13 protein-coding genes are annotated in these 13,461 nt (G+C 57.2%); 8 read left to right on the plus strand and 5 right to left on the minus strand.

The genetic code is table 11. The features are described 5' to 3' along the window. The first annotated feature begins 1 nt into the window (after nt 1). Entirely contained in the window at nt 2-1,387 is a 1,386-nt protein-coding gene (locus tag ACOOFE_RS02970) for an aldehyde dehydrogenase family protein (RefSeq protein WP_420413579.1), read from the plus strand. A gap of 1 nt (nt 1,388) precedes the next feature. After that, nucleotides 1,389-2,534: an iron-containing alcohol dehydrogenase gene (locus tag ACOOFE_RS02975; protein ID WP_420413580.1), complete on the plus strand. Its 1,146-nt coding sequence runs from the start codon at nt 1,389-1,391 to the stop codon at nt 2,532-2,534. A gap of 193 nt (nt 2,535-2,727) precedes the next feature. Here ACOOFE_RS02975 and ACOOFE_RS02980 read toward each other — a convergent pair whose 3' ends face one another. From ACOOFE_RS02980 to ACOOFE_RS02995, 4 genes are read right to left on the minus strand one after another with little or no spacing between them, the layout of a single operon-like run. Next, nucleotides 2,728-3,210, minus strand: coding sequence for a DUF6505 family protein (locus tag ACOOFE_RS02980; RefSeq protein ID WP_420413581.1), 483 nt, complete (start codon nt 3,208-3,210; stop codon nt 2,728-2,730). After that, nucleotides 3,207-3,914 (minus strand): DUF4444 domain-containing protein, encoded by a 708-nt coding sequence (locus tag ACOOFE_RS02985; protein WP_420413582.1) that lies wholly within the window; start codon nt 3,912-3,914, stop codon nt 3,207-3,209. The genes ACOOFE_RS02980 and ACOOFE_RS02985 overlap by 4 nt, the downstream gene beginning before the upstream one ends. Next, nucleotides 3,911-5,035, minus strand: a complete 1,125-nt coding sequence (locus ACOOFE_RS02990; RefSeq protein ID WP_420413583.1) for a P-loop NTPase — start codon at nt 5,033-5,035, stop codon at nt 3,911-3,913. Before ACOOFE_RS02990 ends, ACOOFE_RS02985 begins: the two co-directional genes overlap by 4 nt. Nucleotide 5,036: 1 nt before the next feature. Beyond that, entirely contained in the window at nt 5,037-5,231 is a 195-nt protein-coding gene (locus tag ACOOFE_RS02995) for a DUF6494 family protein (protein ID WP_420413584.1), read from the minus strand. Nucleotides 5,232-5,324: 93 nt separating this feature from the next. On the opposite strand from ACOOFE_RS02995, the gene ACOOFE_RS03000 reads away from it, so the two are divergent. Further along, the gene (locus tag ACOOFE_RS03000; RefSeq protein ID WP_420413585.1) at nt 5,325-6,083 is read left to right on the plus strand and encodes a hypothetical protein; all 759 of its coding nucleotides are present in this window, start codon (nt 5,325-5,327) and stop codon (nt 6,081-6,083) included. A 16-nt stretch (nt 6,084-6,099) separates the two neighbouring features. Here ACOOFE_RS03000 and ACOOFE_RS03005 read toward each other — a convergent pair whose 3' ends face one another. Next, a complete protein-coding gene (locus ACOOFE_RS03005) occupies nt 6,100-8,058 on the minus strand; it encodes a 4Fe-4S binding protein (protein WP_420413586.1) in 1,959 nt (652 codons plus the stop codon). A 198-nt stretch (nt 8,059-8,256) separates the two neighbouring features. Between ACOOFE_RS03005 and ACOOFE_RS03010 the strand changes: the two genes are divergently transcribed. The 5 genes from ACOOFE_RS03010 to ACOOFE_RS03030 all read left to right on the plus strand — a co-directional run bounded on the left by ACOOFE_RS03010 (nt 8,257) and on the right by ACOOFE_RS03030 (nt 13,454). Then, nucleotides 8,257-8,826 (plus strand): DUF3305 domain-containing protein, encoded by a 570-nt coding sequence (locus ACOOFE_RS03010; protein ID WP_420413587.1) that lies wholly within the window; start codon nt 8,257-8,259, stop codon nt 8,824-8,826. Continuing rightward, a complete protein-coding gene (locus ACOOFE_RS03015; RefSeq protein WP_420413588.1) occupies nt 8,823-9,500 on the plus strand; it encodes a DUF3306 domain-containing protein in 678 nt (225 codons plus the stop codon). The genes ACOOFE_RS03010 and ACOOFE_RS03015 overlap by 4 nt, the downstream gene beginning before the upstream one ends. 56 nt (nt 9,501-9,556) lie before the next feature. Further along, complete coding sequence (locus tag ACOOFE_RS03020; RefSeq protein ID WP_141185055.1) at nt 9,557-10,165, plus strand: TorD/DmsD family molecular chaperone; 609 nt, start codon at nt 9,557-9,559, stop codon at nt 10,163-10,165. Nucleotides 10,166-10,255: 90 nt separating this feature from the next. Continuing rightward, nucleotides 10,256-10,459 (plus strand): twin-arginine translocation pathway signal protein, encoded by a 204-nt coding sequence (locus tag ACOOFE_RS03025; RefSeq protein ID WP_420413589.1) that lies wholly within the window; start codon nt 10,256-10,258, stop codon nt 10,457-10,459. A 103-nt stretch (nt 10,460-10,562) separates the two neighbouring features. Continuing rightward, entirely contained in the window at nt 10,563-13,454 is a 2,892-nt protein-coding gene (locus tag ACOOFE_RS03030; protein ID WP_141185057.1) for a molybdopterin-dependent oxidoreductase, read from the plus strand. Nucleotides 13,455-13,461 lie beyond the last annotated feature (7 nt).

The raw sequence follows: 13,461 nt of genomic DNA on the forward strand, positions 1-13,461 counted from the left end.
AATGACAAACAAAGTAACCTGTGTTTCTCCGATTGACGGTTCCGTCTATGCGGAACGTCCGGTGTTGTCTGCCGACGAAGCACGCGCAGCCGTTGCCCGGGCCAAATCGGCCCAGCTTGAGTGGCAGAAGCGTCCGCTGAGCGAGCGGATTTCATTGGTCTTGGCTGGTGTCGCCAAGGTTGGTGAGATGAACGATGAGATCGTTCCGGAACTTGCTCATCAAATGGGTCGCCCGGTCCGCTATGGCGGTGAATTTGGCGGATTCAATGAGCGCGCCACCTATATGGCCGAGATTGCCGAAGAGGCTCTGGCGCCGATTGAAGTGGCCGACGATGCGTCCTTCAAACGCCTGATCAAGCGCGTTCCACATGGTGTGGTTCTGGTCGTAGCGCCTTGGAACTATCCTTATATGACGGCGATCAACACGGTTGCACCGGCTCTGATCGCGGGTAATTCCGTTGTCTTGAAACATGCTTCCCAGACGCTGCTCGTCGGTGAGCGTATGGCCAAGGCTTTCCACGACGCTGGTGTTCCGGCTGATGTTTTCCAGAATGTCTTCCTCGATCATGGCACAACGTCTGCACTGATTGCTGAAAAATCCTTCGGCTTTGTCAACTTCACCGGCTCCGTCGGTGGCGGTCAGGCGATGGAAAAGGCAGCGGCCGGTACCTTCACCGGCGTTGGCCTGGAGCTCGGCGGCAAGGATCCGGGTTATGTCATGGAAGACGCCGATCTGGATGCTGCCGTCGACACGCTGATCGATGGCGCGATGTTCAATGCTGGACAGTGCTGCTGCGGTATTGAGCGCATCTATGTGGTCGAGAGCCTCTATGACGCCTTTGTCGAAAAGGCGGTCAAGATCGTTGATGGCTATAAACTCGGCAATCCGCTGGACGAAGACACAACCATCGGCCCAATGGCCCATGCCCGCTTTGCGGCTGAAGTCCGTGCTCAGACGGAAGAGGCGCTTGCGGATGGCGCCAAGGCCTTGATCGATCCGGCCAAGTTTCCGGAAGACGATGGCGGCGCCTATCTGATGCCGCAGATCCTGGTCAACGTCGATCATTCCATGCGCGTCATGCGCGACGAGAGCTTCGGCCCGGTCGTTGGCATCATGAAGGTTAAGGACGACGCGGAAGCTATTCGTTTGATGAACGACAGCAACTTCGGTCTAACGGCTTCGCTCTGGACCAAGGATACCGCACGCGCGGAAGCGATTGGCGATCAGATCGAGACGGGGACTGTATTCCTGAACCGCGCGGACTATTTGGACCCGGCGCTGTGCTGGACGGGTTGTAAGGACACTGGCCGCGGTGGTGGTCTTTCCATCATCGGCTTCCACAATCTGACCCGCCCGAAATCCTATCACCTCAAGAAAGCTCAATAAGATGGTGCTGACTGCAAATTGGTCATATCCAACCGCCATGCGCTTCGGCGCAGGTCGCATTTCGGAAATCGCCGATGCCTGTAAGGCCTCCGGCATCTCCAAGCCGCTGCTTGTTACGGACAAGGGTCTGGCAAGCATGGACATCACCACCAAGACCCTGGATCTTCTGGATGCCGCCGGTCTGGGTCGAGGCTTGTTTTCAGACGTTGATCCCAATCCGACCGACTTGAATGCGGCGGAAGGTGTCAAGGTTTATCAGGAAGGCGGTTATGACGGCGTTGTTGCTTTTGGCGGCGGCTCCGGTCTCGATCTTGCCAAGGTCATTGCCTTCATGGCCGGGCAGACCCGTCCGCTTTGGGACTTTGAAGATGTTGGTGATTGGTGGACACGGGCAAATGCCGACGCGATCGCGCCGATTGTTGCCGTTCCAACCACAGCCGGAACTGGGTCGGAAGTTGGCCGCGCAAGCATCATTACCAAGGTCGATACGGCTGAAAAGAAAATCATCTTCCACCCGAAGATGCTGCCGTCCGTGGTCATCTGCGATCCGGAACTGACGGTCGGCATGCCGAAGTTCCTGACCGCTGGCACCGGCCTCGATGCCTTCGCGCATTGTGTGGAAGCCTACTCCAGCCCGCATTACCATCCGATGAGCCAGGGCATCGCTCTGGAAGGCATGCGGCTGGTCGTTGACTACCTGCCGCGCGCCTATGCAGATGGCACGGATCTGGAAGCACGCGGCCATATGATGTCGGCGGCTGCCATGGGTGCAACGGCGTTCCAGAAGGGCCTCGGCGCCATTCACGCGCTCAGCCATCCGATCGGCGCGGTGCACCACACCCACCACGGCACAACGAACGCTGTGTGCATGCCGGCGGTTCTGCAGTTCAACAAGTCTGCCATCGCAGAACGGTTCGACAAGGCCGCTGGTTATCTTGGCATCGAAGGCGGTTTTGACGGCTTCTGCGCGTTCGTCGATGAGTTCAACGCATCGATGAACATTCCGAAGACCTTGACCGACCTCGGCGTCAAGGATGCGAACATCGAAGAGCTGACGGCTGCCGCCCTTCGCGACCCAAGCACAGGCGGCAATCCAATCGAAATGACCGCCGAGAATACACGGGCGCTTTTTGAAGAGATCATGTGATTTCTTTGGAAGTTTTCAATAAAAAACAATTGGGCGCCAATCGGCGCCCTTTTTGTATATCAACGGTGCCACACTTCTTGTCGCCCTAGCGAAGGCTGGGGCCAAGTAACCTCATGAAATAGCTTTTTCGCGGCAATACGCGACACGGAGTGCTGGGTCCCAGTCTTCGCTGGGACGACAACAGATAACGGCTTCAATGCCCGCCCATGTCCCCATGTACCGCGACCATGTCCAACTCCGCGGCCTGGGGTTTGATTGCTGAAAATCCTTCGCGGATTCCTTCGGCAGACAATTCGCGCTGGACGGCGAGAAGGGTGTTGTCGTCGTGCTCGGCGCACATTTCGGCCATGTAGGTGAGTTCTTCAGATGCAACACCGCGGGCAGCGTCAACGGATGGCGCGCCGTAGATGTCGACAAAATGTTGGGCCAGCCGGGTCACCAGCGTATCGAATTCACTTTCCTCAATTGGCGTGATGGCTACAAACGTCACCCGGCCAAAGGTTTCAAGTCCCAACCAGCCGTTGGTGAAGGCTTGCCGGGCTTTGCCGGTGAGTTCGGCCTCGGTCCAGTCGGAAAACTCAAAGCCGCCGGAGAGGCACCATTCTCCCGTGCGGGCCGGGGAGAAATAAACATTCTGGTCACTCTCATCGAGGTGGATCGCACGAGCGAGTTTCATGATGTTCCCTCAAGTAGAGTGGTGAGCGGGATGAGCTTGGTGGTGTCGCCGGTCCGAAGCAGCATGCCGAAGTCTTCGTCGAGACCGACAAAGGTTCCGGCCTCTCCGCCAATTTCGATCTCTTCACCAAGATTTTGTGCCAACCCGCGCCAGTCGGAATGGACCGGGCGCGGGCCGTCCTCCTGCCAACGGTTGATCCAGTAAAGCGTGTGCCGGACCCAGCTTTCAAGCAGCTGATCGGGCGTGATCTCGCTGCAGCCTTCTTCCATCAAATAGGTGCGGTCGGGGTTCTCGCCGGGATTTCCCGCCTGGCTCTCGAATTCGAGTTCCAATCCGACAACTAGCCAATCCGGGGTAGCGGACGGATCTGTTCCAGACGCCTGGACCCGCAAGCGTCCGCAGGTCGCGCCATTCACCCGGATGTTGCCATCCCACTCCAGATGGACAGCAACCTCAGGCGGCGCCAATGCGCCAAGAGCGGCCTGAAAACCGAGGCCGCAGACGGGAAGCATGGTCATGGCCTGTTCCAAAGGAACTTCAGGCGTGAAAATCAGGGTTGCGCGCAAAATGCCGCCGTCAAGATTGTAGGCGACCGTTCCGGGATCCGTGCCCATGACTGCCAAGGCAATCGCCTTATCGAAGGGATCCGCTTGCCCCTCCAGCGGTACACCTTGGAAAAGCGGAGGAAATTGCAGCTCGCTCACGCAGGTACCTCCTCAGCTGTTAATTGGGCTTTGAGCGCATTGGCCAGCTTGGTGAAAGCGGCGGACTCGGGCGCATCCGGCGACTGGATCACAGCCGGGGTGTCGCTGTCAGCTGCAGTGCGGATGGACAGGTGCAGCGGAATTTCTGCCAGAACTGGAACCCGTAATTCAGCCGCTTCTTTCGCCACGCCGCCATGACCGAAGATATGTTCTTCATTGCCGCATTTGGAGCAGATGTGCGTCGACATGTTTTCCACCATGCCGAGGATGGGCACCTTCATTTCCTGGAACATGCTGATGCCCTTGCGCGCGTCCAGCAGGGCAATGTCCTGCGGTGTTGAGATGATCACAGCACCATCGACGGCGAATTTCTGGGACAAGGTCATCTGCACATCGCCGGTGCCGGGCGGCAGATCGACAATCAAGATGTCGAGCGCTCCCCACTGAACCTGGGTCATCATTTGTTGAAGTGCGCCCATGAGCATTGGCCCGCGCCAGACGACAGCCTTGTCCGCCGGGATCATCAAACCGATCGACATCAAGGTGACGCCGTGATTGCGCAAGGGCAGGATCGTCTGCCCGTCTGGCGAAGACGGCCGGCCTTTGATTCCAAGCATTTCTGGCTGCGACGGTCCATAAACGTCGGCATCCAGCAGACCTATTTTCAGTCCTTGTGCAGCGAGGGCACAAGCAAGGTTCGACGCCACCGTCGACTTGCCGACACCGCCCTTGCCGGAGGCGATCGCAACAATCTTTTTGATCCCCGGAACTCGCTGCGGACCGGAGGTTCCTGGCGCTGCTGGGATTGGCTTGATCGGTTTGAGTTCACCGGGCTGCGGAGCGGTCTCTGGTGCGGCCTGGGCACTGGGCTGATCAGAATGGGACGTGAGAATGACCTGCGCCGACTTACAGTCGGCGAGATTTTGCAGTTTGGCGGTCGCCTCTTCCCGGAGACGCTCCATCTCATCAACCCGGCTTGGGTCTATGTTCAGGACAAAGCGGACAACACCATCGTTAACAGAGAGCCCCCGCATCATACCGGTCGCCAGCAAGTCTTCGCCCGTTGAAGGGTCAAAAACAGTTTTCAGGGTCTCAATGACAGTTTCGCGCGATAACGGCACGTTAGCTCTGCCCCTTTATTTCGCCTTCAACGACATGCTCCATCCCGAGCTCTTCGATCGTCAGCACGGCTTTGATTTTCAAGTTCTTGCCCGCCGGTCCACCTGCTTCGCGTACCGCATTTTCAATAGCTTGCTGGGAGGTGACCCCAACCTGTTTTAGAAACTTGCGCATCGACATGTTAAAATCATCGTTCATTTGGTTCTCCCGGTATTTGTAACATGCATTGACGTGTCGGCACCTGCGCTCCTAGGCTGGCGTATTAATACCAGCTGCGTGAGGGAGGAGCGCGTGTGCTGCCGTTTATTTTTATTGGCTCTGATTGGAGTGGGTCTGATCGTTGGATCTCCCGCCAGAGCACTTGCGGCCGGATCTTTCCAGCTGAGCGTGCCGCAGGATCTGCGCGATAGCGGTTTTCTGAAATATCTTCTGCCGCGGTTCTCACTCAAAACCAACACCCGTATTGAACTGGTGGATGCCGGAACACCTGCCGATGCGGACCTTTCCGATGGGGCGGATGGAACGCCCGTATTTGAAGGTCTCGGCAAAGTCTGGGTCTTAGCTGTAAAAGTGGACGCGCCAGGTGTTGTGCGGTTTGAAGAGTGGCTCACAGGGGATGTCGGCCGGCGGACGATAGATGGTTTTCCAGCTAAGAATGGTGTTTCGTTTGCCGCAGCCGCTGCCCGTGCTGTGGAAGTGGACCCGGGCCTGATTGCCGGTGATGCCGGGCGCGGTGAAAAACTGGCGGTCCTGCATTGCGGCCGTTGCCATCGGGTCAATGCAGCAAAGCGGATCTCAGGAATTGGGTCGACGCCGTCGTTTGCCATTATGCGCAGTTTCGCTGACTGGCAAGCACGGTTTGAGGGCTTCTTTGCGATCAACCCCCATCCGTCCTTTACCGTGATCAAAGACGTCACCGAACCCTTCGATGAAACCCGGCCACCTGCGATCGTGCCGGTGGAAATGACCATGGGCGAACTGGATGCGATCATGGCTTTTGTATCGCGTATTACTCCGGCCGATCTTGGCGCACCGCTCAAGGTCCAATAATCCTTCAGGCTCACGGTCAATGGTCACGCCGGATATAGTCGTCGGTTGTGCGCACGCGCGGGTGTTCACCAGCGGCAAACGGATTGTTTTCGCTGTGATAAGCCGCATTGACCCGGCAGTCGTCGCACATCTGAATGAGCCGTGCCGCACCACCTTCCTTGAACATGGAGTGTTTTCCAGCCAGCTTTTCGATCATCCGTTCCACTGTCGAGCGCACCCCAAACGGCTTGCCGCATTCGATGCACTCAAACGGTTGTTCTTCCTTCAGGACAATCGGCCTCAGTGCTGTGTCGCTTAAGTTGAGCTGTGGCACCAAAGATAAGGCACTTTCCGGGCAGATCGTTGTGCAAATGCCGCATTGAAGGCAGGCATCTTCCTGGAACTTGAGTTGCGGCTGATCAGGGTTTTCCTTAAGGGCACCAGACGGGCACAAGGATACACAGGACAGGCACAAGGTGCAGGCATCGGCGTTCATCGAAACCGCCCCATAAGGTGCTCCTGTCGGCAACTCTATTACAGCATCTGCTTCATTCAGGGCCTTTGCCGCAAGGCGTGTCACTTGCCTGCGGGACCCGAGCGGCAAGATCGGCGATAAGGCGGGTGCTTCCACTTGCTCAATATACAACTCGGCTTCCAGTTGATCTGGATCGACTGGTTCGATGAGTTTGATCTGCCGGTTTCCTGAAATTGCGGTCGCCAACTCTGCCTGGAAGGGCAGGCCATCCTTTTCGGTTTGCGGTGACAGGAGCACAGTCACCGAGGAAAAGCCGCAGGCTAAAGCTGCCAGGGCCTCGGCGTGTCCAAAGGCGGCCAGGGCCGAGACTTCCATTGGAAGGACATCTGCCGGCAAACCTTTGCCATAGCGTGCCGAGAGCCGGATCAGTTCTGCGCCATGGTTTGCGTCGTGCACCAAAAGGCGCGGCGGCTCGTTGACCGCCTTTCGCCACGTGGCGGCGAGCGTTTCTATCCGCTTGAAAATGTGCTGGGGTGCGGGCGCATCGTAAGAAACGGCACCGGACGGGCAGACTGCAGAGCAGGTGCCACAGCCGGCGCACACCATCGGATCAATCGTTATATGATCCCCAGCAGGTTTGATCGCGCCGGTCGGGCAAAGGTCCAGGCATCTGCTGCATCCCGGCTTTTGGGCCCGGGAATGCGCACAGAGATCTTCATTCAGTTTGACGTAAATCGGTTTTTCGAACGTGCCAATGAGCTGAGAGGCTTCAAGAAGTGCATTCGCATAGGCCTCTTTATTGCCCGGATCAGCGCGCAAATAGCCTTCACGCTTTTCAGCCGCCGGGAACAAAGGTGGCTCCCTGCGCAGATCAACGATGATATCGCAGGCGCTGCGGGCACCGCTGCGTGGATCGGTCCAGTTCAGTGGTCCGCGTCCACCGGGGACCCGTTCCTGCAATTCATCGAAGGATACATTGAAACCGCCCAACGCTCCGGTCGCCGATTTCACCCGGCCGCGCACGACATCGAAGCGGCGATCATCCCCAACCGGGATTTCGTCTTCGGGGTCGATGAGAACTGTAACACTCAGAGTTCCACAGAGGCTGCGGGCTGCCGAAAGGGCGATCTCTGCTTCACCAAAAACGAGGCATGTGCCTTCAGACGTGACGTCGACAACCTTGTCGGCAGGCGCAGGCAGGATAGCATCTGCAATCAGAGCTGCCATCTTCGGTGTCGGAGAGGCTTCATCAGCTCTCCAGCCAGCGCGGTCGCGTATATCAACGAATAGAGGATCATTGACACCAAGGTCTGCTGCCAATTCTTCGAAGGTGGTGCGCTCCTGCTGACATGCAATCAGAACATCTCCGGATTGCAGGGCTGATTCGGCGTCGGCGGCCTCTGCCCGGCACAAGGCCGTATGTACTTTGGAACACGTTAAACCCGTAAGTTTTTCAATCTGTTCTGCATTGATCGACTGGCTTTTCAGGCAGTCGCACAGCAGAAGTTTGGCGTCCGTCATTATGCGCGCGTCCTCTCCCCCGGCATCTCGTTTCCGGCCTCTCCCAAGCGGAAATCAAAACACCAACTCCATAAACAAGGGCGGTGAGGGGCGTACGTCAAGTGTCCTTTAGAAGGACTTGAATTTTGCCGACGCTGCGTCAGCATAAGAGGGGAGAGAAAGTGCCGGCTTGTTCGGTGCGAGGGAGGATGCGTGTCCGTGAATACAGAAAGGACCCGGTCGATGCCGGTCGGCGTGGTCGTGCGCCGATTGCCGGGTGTGACCAAATGGCAGAAGTGGTCCTGGCGGGCGGTCTCGCTTCTTCCAGGCGCTGGAAACGCCGATTGGCAAGTGCTGCGTGAAGAAGGCGATGCCGTCGAATACCACGCTGCCACTCTTCCTCTGGAGCTTCACCGTGCGGATGCGGAAGCTTATTTGGCCGCTCTCTCTGACAAGATCCCCTCCCTTTATGTTGTCATGCGACCCGCTGAACAGCTGGACCATGACGTCCCGATGGAAGTCGTGCTTGTCACCGCGTCGGCCTATGAAGGGCAAGACTATGCGGATACCAGCGAAGTTCTGGTTGAGAAGGTGCCGATGCCGCCTGGGCTGGTCGCCTGGGTTCGGGACTTTGCTGAAGCACATCACGAAGAAGAGATTTTTATCAAACGTAAGCGCGACAAAAAACGGATCGACTTGGAAGAAGAAGGCATAGGCGATCCACGTATTCGCCAACTCGCAGATGTTTACAGGTCCCCTCGCGGCAAATCGAAAGATGTCTTGCAATGACATCCGGTTCCAACGATCCAACAGACTTTTGGTCCCGCCGCAAGGCTGCGGTGCGGCAGTCGGAAGAACTGGAGCGGCAAGAGTTGGAGGCGGCTGAGGCCGCTAAAGGCCGGGCTGAGCTGGAGGAAAAGAGCGATGCGGAAATCCTGGCGGAGCTCGAACTTCCCGATCCGGAGACTTTGAGTGAAAAAGATGATTTCAAACCATTCTTGGCGTCTGCTGTCCCAGAGCGTTTGAAACGCCGGGCGCTCAGGCGGATGTGGGGTCTCAATCCGGTCCTCGCAAACCTGGATGGCCTCGTCGAATATGCGGAGGACTACACCGATGCCGCGACGGTGATCTCCAACATGCAGACCGTTTATCAGGTCGGCAAAGGCATGTTCGACCGGTTTGCACAAGATCTGGAGACCGAGGAAGACGAGAAGGATGCTGAAACTGGAGTAGAAGAGCCAGAAGAATACGCAAATAATGATGCAGTGCGGGAAGGCCAGAATATGGCATTGCACCAAAGTACAGGTGAAAAAGAAACAGCATTTGTGCAATTGACGCAAGGAGATGCCTTGATGCAAGATGCCAACTTGCGCGATGAGTGCGTGTCTTCGGTTGAGCCATTGGCGGTGGAAGAGGAGGAAATACCTCCCAGGCGCCGCCGAATGCGGTTTGATTATTCGTGAATATCTAACCGGCGGTGTAAGGGCCAACTTATCGCGTATGAGGGAGGAAACGGCGCATGGCCGCTGTTGTGACGGAATATGTAATCGACCCGGAAGACCAGGCGAGAGCAGACTTATATAATTTTTTGGGTGTTTTGCTGGTTTCTCCGGCGGATCAAGAGTTGCTGCGCCAAATCGCCAGTTTGCAAGGTGATGATACGCCCTTGGGATCTGCGCTTCGTATTCTTGCAAAGGTCTCGGCAGTTACAACTCCGGAAACCGCAGAACGTGAATTCAATGCGCTGTTCATCGGTCTTGGCCGCGGGGAATTGCTCCCCTATGCCAGCCATTATCTCACCGGTTTTTTAAATGAGAAACCCTTGGCGAATCTGCGCCAAGCGATGTCTGAGCGTGGAATTGAACGCGCCGAAGGCAAAAAAGAGCCAGAAGACCATATCGCATCCCTCATGGAGATTATGGGTGGATTGATCGTGGGTCGTTTTGGCACGGTGACGTCCGTTGCCGAACAAAAAGTCTTTTTCAAATCACATGTCGGCCCTTGGGCCATTCACTTTTTCAGCGATCTGGAAGCTTCTGGAACATCCGTGTTCTATTCGGCGGTCGGTTCGCTGGGGCGGCAGTTCATGGAGATCGAAGACCAGGCATTTGAGATGCTGCCCAATTAGGTCGTCAGCAGGTTTCTGCTGGTGGCATTTGAGTTCACGTAGGCAATTTAGGGCGGCATTTCCGCCCGCTAGGAGAGGAGGATTGCGACGATGAAACGACCCGATAAGGGGGCGCCTGAGCGAAGTTCAGGGCGCCGGGATTTCTTGAAGTTGGCGGCCATATCCGGTCCCGTTGCAGCGGCAGCTGTGGCGAGCAGCGGTGCTTCTGCGGAAGCAGCTGAGCCAGATCTGTCTTCGGACAAAATGCAAGATACAGCGCACACCCGCGCATATCTCGACAGCGCCCGGTTCTAACTGGACCCTGTGACACCCCGGCCGATGGTTGCGTGACGCCCGATGGCCGGTTCACTGAATAAACCCAGCCATATCGATTTCGATATTAGCAAGGTAGGGCAAGATGCTTAGGAAAAAGACCAATGGGGTTGCGCGACGCCCCCAGGGTGCAAGTATCCTTAGAGACGCTGCACATAAATCGGTAGACCGCAGGACTTTCTTGAAAGGTTCTGGTGTTGCCGCAGGCGGTTTGGCCGCCATCACCGCCATGGGCGGATCTGTCACCAAAGCCCAGGCACAAGCCGGCTCTGGTGCCGTTCAAAACGTAAAATCTGTCTGCACACACTGTTCCGTTGGCTGTACGGTCATCGCGGAAGTGTCCAACGGCGTATGGGTCGGGCAGGAGCCCGGATGGGACAGCCCCTTCAACCTCGGTGCGCATTGCGCAAAAGGTGCGTCGGTGCGCGAGCATGCGCATGGCGAACGCCGCCTGAAATATCCGATGAAAAAAGAAGGCGGCGAGTGGAAGCGCATCAGCTGGGACGAGGCGATCAACGAGATCGGCGACCAGATGATGAAGATCCGCGAAGAAAGCGGTCCGGACAGTGTGTATTGGCTCGGTTCGGCCAAACACAATAACGAACAAGCCTATTTGTTCCGTAAGTTTGCTGCCTATTGGGGCACCAACAACGTGGATCACCAGGCCCGTATCTGTCACTCGACAACGGTCGCCGGCGTAGCCAACACATGGGGCTACGGCGCCATGACCAACAGCTACAACGACATCCACAATTCCAAAGCGATTTTCATCATCGGCGGAAACCCGGCTGAAGCACACCCGGTTTCGCTCTTGCATGTTCTGCGCGCCAAGGAACAGAACAACGCGCCATTGATCGTCTGTGATCCACGGTTTACCCGGACCGCAGCACATGCCAACGAGTATGTCCGCTTCCGCCCGGGTACGGACGTTGCCCTGATCTGGGGTATTCTCTGGCACATCTTCGACAACGGCTGGGAGGACAAAGAGTTCATCCGCACCCGTGTCTGGGGTATGGACCAGATCCGTGAAGAAGTTGCCAAGTGGAACCCGGAAGAAGTTGAACGGGTGACTGGTACGCCGGGCAGCCAGCTGAAGCGTGTTGCGCGGACGATGGCCAACAACCGACCGGGCACCGTGATCTGGTGCATGGGCGGCACCCAGCACACCAACGGCAACAACAACACCCGCGCTTACTGCATCCTGCAGCTCGCCCTTGGCAACATGGGTACGAGCGGCGGCGGCACCAACATTTTCCGTGGCCACGACAACGTTCAGGGCGCAACGGATCTCGGTGTTCTGTCGCACACGCTGCCGGGTTACTACGGCCTGAGTGCTGGCGCATGGGGGCACTGGTCCCGCGTTTGGGAAGAGGATCTTGATTGGCTGAAAGGTCAGTTCGCTAAGACGACTGGCGCCGACGGCAAAGAAAAGAACCTGATGAACCTGACGGGTATTCCGGTGAGCCGCTGGATCGACGGTGTTCTGGAAGATCCTGCGAATATGGACAATCCGGACAAGGTTCGGGCCATGGTGCTTTGGGGTCATGCTCCGAACTCCCAGACCCGTATGTCGGAAATGAAGAAGGCCATGGAAATGCTGGACACGCTGGTCGTCATCGACCCGTATCCGACCGTTTCTGCCGTGCTTCATGACCGGACCGATGGCGTTTATCTGCTACCGGCCTGTACCCAGTTCGAAACCCGTGGGTCTGTGACTGCGTCGAACCGTTCGCTGCAGTGGCGCGACAAGATTGTCGACCCGCTGTTCGAGAGCTTGCCAGATGAAGTCATCATGGCGAAGTTCGCGAACAAGTTCGGCTGGGGCGATCGTCTCTTCCGCAACATTGAAATGGAAGATGCCGAAACACCGAATGTCGAGGACATCACCCGCGAATTGAACCGGGGTCTGTGGACGATCGGCTACACCGGTCAGTCTCCGGAACGCATCAAGTCGCATATGGAAAACCAGCACACCTTCGATCGCACGACTCTACAAGCGATCGGTGGGCCGAACGACGGCGAATACTACGGTATGCCGTGGCCGTGCTGGGGCACTCCGGAAATGAAACACCCTGGCACTCCGAACCTTTACGACATGTCCAAGCCGGTTGCCGAAGGCGGCCTGAGCTTCCGGGCAAGGTTTGGCGTGGAACGCGATGGCCAGAACCTGCTGGCTGATGGCGTTTCGAACCCAGGTGCGGAAATCCAGGACGGTTATCCGGAATTCACCATGCAGATGCTGATGGATCTCGGGTGGGATGGCGATCTGACCGATGAAGAGCGGGCGTCGATTGAGGCGGTTGCCGGTCCGAAGACCAACTGGAAGACCGATCTTTCGGGCGGCATCCAGCGGGTGGCCATCAAACATGGCTGTTCACCGTTCGGCAATGCCAAGGCACGCGCTGTGGTCTGGACCTTCCCGGATCCGATCCCACTGCACCGTGAGCCGCTATATACCCCGCGCCGGGATCTGGTGGCCGATTATCCGACCTATGAGGACCGGAAATTCTACCGCCTGCCGACGCTTTACGCTTCCATCCAGAAGCAGGACTTCTCCAAGGATTATCCAATCATCCTGACGTCCGGCCGACTGGTGGAATATGAAGGCGGCGGCGACGAAACCCGGTCCAATCCGTGGCTCGCGGAGCTGCAGCAAGACATGTTCGTCGAGATCAACCCAAGAGATGCCAACAATCTCGGGGTTCGTGACGGCGCGCAGGTCTGGGTTGAAGGGGCAGAAGGTGCCAAGGTCAAAGTGATGGCCATGGTGACCGAGCGGGTCGGTGAGGGCGTTGCCTTCATGCCGTTCCACTTCGGCGGCCATTACCAGGGTGAAGATCTGAGATCCAAATACCCGGCTGGCGCTGATCCGTATGTCCTTGGTGAGAGCACCAACACCGCTCAAACCTATGGCTATGACTCGGTCACACAGATGCAGGAGACCAAAGCGACCCTCTGCAAAATCTGGGCCGCGTAAGGGAGGA

The organism is Roseibium sp. (genome assembly GCF_965216085.1).
GTDB lineage: Bacteria > Pseudomonadota > Alphaproteobacteria > Rhizobiales > Stappiaceae > Roseibium.

What these genes read in the sequence shown, in the direction of transcription:
- ACOOFE_RS02970 (WP_420413579.1), top strand. Translation starts at nt 2, where the DNA reads ATGACAAACAAAGTAACCTGTGTTTCTCCGATTGACGGTTCCGTCTAT.
- ACOOFE_RS02975 (WP_420413580.1), top strand. Translation starts at nt 1,389, where the DNA reads ATGGTGCTGACTGCAAATTGGTCATATCCAACCGCCATGCGCTTCGGC.
- ACOOFE_RS02980 (WP_420413581.1), bottom strand. Translation starts at nt 3,210, where the DNA reads ATGAAACTCGCTCGTGCGATCCACCTCGATGAGAGTGACCAGAATGTT.
- ACOOFE_RS02995 (WP_420413584.1), bottom strand. Translation starts at nt 5,231, where the DNA reads ATGAACGATGATTTTAACATGTCGATGCGCAAGTTTCTAAAACAGGTT.
- ACOOFE_RS03005 (WP_420413586.1), bottom strand. Translation starts at nt 8,058, where the DNA reads ATGACGGACGCCAAACTTCTGCTGTGCGACTGCCTGAAAAGCCAGTCG.
- ACOOFE_RS03015 (WP_420413588.1), top strand. Translation starts at nt 8,823, where the DNA reads ATGACATCCGGTTCCAACGATCCAACAGACTTTTGGTCCCGCCGCAAG.
- ACOOFE_RS03020 (WP_141185055.1), top strand. Translation starts at nt 9,557, where the DNA reads ATGGCCGCTGTTGTGACGGAATATGTAATCGACCCGGAAGACCAGGCG.
- ACOOFE_RS03025 (WP_420413589.1), top strand. Translation starts at nt 10,256, where the DNA reads ATGAAACGACCCGATAAGGGGGCGCCTGAGCGAAGTTCAGGGCGCCGG.
- ACOOFE_RS03030 (WP_141185057.1), top strand. Translation starts at nt 10,563, where the DNA reads ATGCTTAGGAAAAAGACCAATGGGGTTGCGCGACGCCCCCAGGGTGCA.